Here is a 281-nt window from a genome sequence, read left to right on the forward strand (position 1 = left end):
AAAGCTTTAAATATACGTTTTGCCGTTTCTTCTCGGACTGATTTTGGATCTCTTAAGATATTAGAGATCCATATTGCAAATGCTTGATAATCTTTTGCTCCAGCCAGATCACTAATACTACTTACTTTTGACAAAATAGAACTGTACATATTGATTTGATTATCAGACAAGCTACGAAACATATCTACCGTGTTTTGATCTCGTTCAGGCACTATCAATTTGGGGGTGGGCTTTTCTCTTACCGTAAACTTAAAGCCGACCACAGAACGCCCTTTTTTAAC

At 36.7% G+C, this 281-nt stretch carries 1 pseudogene; it reads right to left on the reverse strand.

What is annotated here, in order from left to right:
• A pseudogene (locus CVH10_RS26765) lies at positions 1 to 281 on the reverse strand (replication initiation protein); the annotation flags it as partial.

Origin of the sequence: Halomonas sp. ND22Bw, from assembly GCF_003011945.1 — a bacterium.
GTDB classification, from domain to species: Bacteria; Pseudomonadota; Gammaproteobacteria; order Pseudomonadales; family Halomonadaceae; genus Halomonas; species Halomonas halophila.